5 protein-coding genes are annotated in these 4,307 nt (G+C 73.5%); 2 read left to right on the top strand and 3 right to left on the bottom strand.

Going from position 1 to position 4,307, the window contains the following annotated elements:
* A partial coding sequence (locus PV721_RS41655; protein ID WP_319733850.1) for a Ku protein occupies positions 1-780 on the bottom strand: 780 nt, incomplete at its 3' end.
* A gap of 31 nt (positions 781-811) precedes the next feature.
* Between PV721_RS41655 and ligD the strand changes: the two genes are divergently transcribed.
* Together ligD and PV721_RS41645 are read left to right on the top strand one after the other, a co-directional pair.
* On the top strand, positions 812-1,708 hold the full coding sequence (gene ligD, locus PV721_RS41650) for a non-homologous end-joining DNA ligase (protein ID WP_319733848.1): 897 nt from the start codon (positions 812-814) through the stop codon (positions 1,706-1,708).
* On the top strand, positions 1,708-2,610 hold the full coding sequence (locus PV721_RS41645; protein ID WP_319733852.1) for an ATP-dependent DNA ligase: 903 nt from the start codon (positions 1,708-1,710) through the stop codon (positions 2,608-2,610). The genes ligD and PV721_RS41645 overlap by 1 nt, the downstream gene beginning before the upstream one ends.
* 92 nt (positions 2,611-2,702) lie before the next feature.
* On the opposite strand, the gene PV721_RS41640 is transcribed toward PV721_RS41645, so the two are convergent.
* Together PV721_RS41640 and PV721_RS41635 are read right to left on the bottom strand one after the other, a co-directional pair.
* Positions 2,703-3,098: a DUF6479 family protein gene (locus PV721_RS41640; protein WP_319733846.1), complete on the bottom strand. Its 396-nt coding sequence runs from the start codon at positions 3,096-3,098 to the stop codon at positions 2,703-2,705.
* Positions 3,099-3,228: 130 nt separating this feature from the next.
* Positions 3,229-4,212: an XdhC family protein gene (locus tag PV721_RS41635; RefSeq protein WP_319733844.1), complete on the bottom strand. Its 984-nt coding sequence runs from the start codon at positions 4,210-4,212 to the stop codon at positions 3,229-3,231.
* Positions 4,213-4,307 lie beyond the last annotated feature (95 nt).

Here is a 4,307-nt window from a genome sequence, read left to right as displayed (position 1 = left end):
CCCCCGAGACGCCTTCGCCGCCTGCACGCTCTTCTCCAACGCCGCCATCAGGTCGATCACCTGTCCCCCGGCCGGCTCCCGCACAACCTCCGACGGCTCGAACCCGCCCCCCGCCTTCGCCGCGATCATCGCCTCGACTGCGTCCCGGTAGTCGTCGTGCAGCGAGTCCATGTCCACCTCGCCCAGCGTCGCCATCAGCGCGTCCGCCAGATCGAGTTCGGCCTCCCGTACGGACACCGTGACCTCCGGCGCGACCCCTTCCGGCGCCCGGATCTCGTCCGGCCACAGCAGTCCGTGCATCGCGATCACGTCGTCGACGACCCGCAGCATGCCCAGCCGTTCCCGACCCCGCAGCGCGTACTTGGCGATGGCGACCTTCCGGCTCCGCTTCAGTGCCTCCCGCAGGAGCGTGTACGGCTTCGCCGCCGTCGCCCCGTTCGCCGCGAGGTAGTACGCCGCGTCCATCTGCAGCGGATCGATCTCGTCGGCGGGTACGAACGACATGATCTCGATCGTCTTCGCGGTCGCCAGCGGCAGCTGCGCCAGGTCCTCGTCCGTGATCGGGATGACCGACCCGTCGGCCTCCTCGTACCCCTTGCCGATCTCGGCGCTCGGCACCTCCTCGCCGTCGAGTTCGCACACCTTGCGGTAGCGGATCCGCCCGCCGTCGCCGAGGTGGATCTGGCGGAAGGAGATCGAGTGGCTCTCGGTGGCGTTCACGAGCTTGATCGGAATGCTGACCAGGCCGAAGGAGATCGCCCCGTTCCATATGGATCGCACGGTTCCTCCTGTTTCGTGGCAGTCTCATCGTATGACGCCGATCACCATGGTGGAGGGCCGTCGCATCACGCTCAGCAATCTCGACAAGGTCCTGTACCCGGAGACCGGCTTCACCAAGGGCGAGGTGCTCCACTACTACGCCACCGTCGCGGGCCCGCTCCTCGCCCACGTCCACAACCGGCCGGTGTCCTTCCTGCGCTATCCCGACGGACCGGACGGCCAGCTCTTCTTCACCAAGAATCCGCCGCCCGGCACACCCACCTGGGTGAAGACCACCCCCGTGCCCCGCTCCGACGACCTGTCCGCCGAGCAGGTGGTCATCGCCGACCTGCCCTCCCTCATGTGGGCCGCCAACCTCGTCGTGGAGCTCCACACCCCCCAGTGGCCCGCCGGCAGCCCCGCCGTCGCCGACCGGATGGTCCTCGACCTCGACCCCGGCGCGCCCGCCACCGTCGTCGAGTGCTGCGCCGTCGCGCTCTGGCTGCGCGAACGGCTCGCCGCCGACGGCCTCCACGCCTACGCCAAGACCTCCGGCTCCAAGGGCATGCACCTGGCCGTGCCGCTGGAGCCGACCCCGTCCGAGCGGGTGTCGGCGTACGCGAAGCAGCTCGCCCAGGAGGCCGAGCGCGAGCTCCCCGACCTGGTGGTGCACCGCATGGCCAAGGCCCTGCGTCCCGGCAAGGTGTTCGTCGACCACAGCCAGAACGCCGCCGCCAAGACCACCGCCGCCCCCTACACCCTGCGCGCGCGGGCCCGGCCGACCGTGTCCGCGCCCGTGTCCTGGGAGGAGGTGGAGACCTGCCGGACCCCCTCCGAGCTGGTCTTCCTCGCCGACGACGTCGCGCCGCGGCTGGAGCGCGACGGGGACCTGTTCGCCCCGCTGACCGACCCGGACCGGGCCGGGAGACTGCCCGGGGGGCGGCCGTGATCCGCGTCGCGCTGGCCGCCGCCGTACGCACCCTGCCGCGCGGGGCAGGGCTGGCGTACGAGCCGAAGTTCGACGGCCACCGGCTGGTGATCGTGCGCACGGCCGAGGACGTGGTCCTCCAGGCGCGCTCCGGCCGCATCGTGACCAGCGCCTTCCCCGACCTGGCCGCCGCCGCGCTGCTGTTGCCCGCCGCGACGGTCCTCGACGGCGAGGTGGTGGTCTGGCACGCCGGCCGCACGGACTTCGCCCTCGTCCAGCGGCGGGCGGCCGCCACGGCCGCGCGGGCCGCCGTACTCGCCCAGAGCCTGCCGGCCTCGTACGCCGCCTTCGACGTGCTGGAACTGGCCGGGCTCGACCTGCGCGCACGCCCGTACGAGCGCCGCCGGGCGCTCCTCGTCGACCTGCTGCTGCCGCTCGGGCCGCCGCTGCAGCCCGTGCCGATGACGACCGACCCGGAACTGGCCGCCACCTGGTACGAGACCCTGCCCGCCAGCGGGGTCGAGGGCCTCGTCGTCAAACGGCTGGACCAGGCCTACCCGGCCGGGCGGCGCGGCTGGCAGAAGCTCCGGCACACGGACGTCCGGGACGCGGCGGTGGTCGGCTACACCGGGACCCCGCGCCGGCCGCTCGCCCTGGTGCTCGTCCTGCCGGTCGGGGACGAGACCCCGCTGGTGTCGAGCCCGCTGACCGCGGCGCTGCGCGCGGAGGTGGCGGCGGAGGTGGCCGCGCGCTCTGCCCCTGCGACTGACGCCGCCCCTGCTGCCGCTCTCGCCACAGTGACGGCGGTCGGGCTCGGGGAGGTCCCCTACCGGCCGCTCGACCCACCGCTCGCGGCGGAGGTCAGGCACACCTCGACCCGCCACCCGCCACCGGAGGTACTCCGGCTGCGATCAGACCTCTGACCCGCGCGGGGGGCGCGGGCCAGAGGGGTGACAAGGGTCCCGGACCGCCGGTTGCCGGGATCGCCCGGTCAGGAGTGCGCGCCGCGCACCGGTCAGGAGTGCGCGCCGCGCCCTGCGTCCGGGGGAGCCCCCGGCTGCGGGTGCGGGCCCGGTCCTTCGGGCTGCTCGTACCCGGACTCGCGCTGCCTCCGGACGTCCTCCGGATGGCTGGAGGTCGTGGAGCCGAAGTTTCCGTAGCCCTGCATTTCGTGCGGCCGCAGGCCACCCTTGGGGATCTCCACCGGATCCCGCTCCTCACGGACCTCGTGGACCGCCCCGCCGTTCGGCAGGTGCGGCTGGTCCTCGGAGCTGGGGGGCGGCGGCTCCTTCGCCCGGACCCGCTGGCCCAGCTTGAAACCGCCGAGCAGGAAGCCGACGACGACCAGGCCGACCACCAGGAACCACACGATGTCGGTCAGGGTCGCGTCCACGCTCAGGATCGTGTCCATGCAGCCCAGTTTCGCGCACTTCATCCGGAGATGCGCATTTCCGCCCCGATATCGTGCGGCATCTGGGGCACGCGCCGCCGAAGAACGCGGATCCAGTGGCGGCCCATGGGGGCGTGGAGCCCGGGCCGATCTACGGGTTGACCGGCCCCTCGCCGTCCCGCAGCGCCCCCGCCTTGCGGGACCCCAGCACGCCCAGGATCTCGGCACAGATCGCCAGCGCGGTCTCGGCCGGGGTACGGGCGCCGAGGTCCAGGCCGATCGGCCCGTGCACGCGGGCCAACTGGGCCTCGCTCACCCCCGCGGAGACCAGCCCCTCCCGCCGCCGCGCCGTCGTGCGCCGCGAGCCGAGCGCCCCGATGTACGGAACCTGCGCCGCCAGCGCGGCCCGCAGCGTCGGCACGTCGAACTCCTCGTCGTGGCTCAGCATGACCACGCACGCCGCGTCCCGGCGCGCCTCGATCAGCTCGGCCGCCTCCTCCCGGTCGGTGACCAGCGCGGCCTCCCAGCCCAGCAGCAGCGCCTGCCGCTCGATGATCTCGGCCAGCTCGCCGTTGCCACCGATGACCACGTACGGGGCCGAAGGGTGTGCCTCGACCAGCACCAACCCGGACTCCCCGTACAGCGCGTCCCGCCCGGGGCGTCGGACGGCCAGCAGCTCGCCGGCCCGCCGCCCGGCGTCGTCGTGCGGTGCGTCGGTGGCCCGTACGACCTCACTGGAGGCCTGGTCGGCGGCCTCGTTCAGCCGGGTCACCAACGCCACCCCGACCCCCTCGGCGAGCAGCTCCCACCACTCGGCCGGGATCGCCGAGAGCGGCTGGAGCAGCACCTCGGCCTGTCCGCCACAGGTCAGCTTCGCCTCCACGGCCTCGGCCAGGCGCACGGACACCTCGCACACCCGCGCGGTGTCCCCGGGCCGCATGGCCCCGGCCTCGGCGATCAGCTCGGCGTCGAAGACCCCCCGGTACAGGGCGCCGACACACTCCCCCCGCGCATCGACGAGCACGGCCGCGGCCGGATCCCGCGGCCCGAACCCCTGCTCGGTCACGGGCCGGGCCAGATACCCCGCCCGCCCCTCGGCCACCCACTGCCGCGCCGTCTCCACCAGCTCACGCATCTGTGCCGCCCCATCCACTCCGAGCTCGCTCCCCGCAAAGCGCCAGGTCAACGGCACAATGCGGCCTCAGAACCACCCTAAGCACACCCCTCACC

The sequence above is a fragment of the Streptomyces sp. MB09-01 genome, assembly GCF_033794505.1.
GTDB lineage: Bacteria > Actinomycetota > Actinomycetes > Streptomycetales > Streptomycetaceae > Streptomyces.
The sequence above is the reverse complement of the archived record's forward strand: the minus strand, read 5'-3'. Positions and strand labels throughout refer to the sequence as shown.

What these genes read in the sequence shown, in the direction of transcription:
- ligD (WP_319733848.1), top strand. Translation starts at nt 812, where the DNA reads ATGACGCCGATCACCATGGTGGAGGGCCGTCGCATCACGCTCAGCAAT.
- PV721_RS41640 (WP_319733846.1), bottom strand. Translation starts at nt 3,098, where the DNA reads ATGGACACGATCCTGAGCGTGGACGCGACCCTGACCGACATCGTGTGG.
- PV721_RS41635 (WP_319733844.1), bottom strand. Translation starts at nt 4,212, where the DNA reads ATGCGTGAGCTGGTGGAGACGGCGCGGCAGTGGGTGGCCGAGGGGCGG.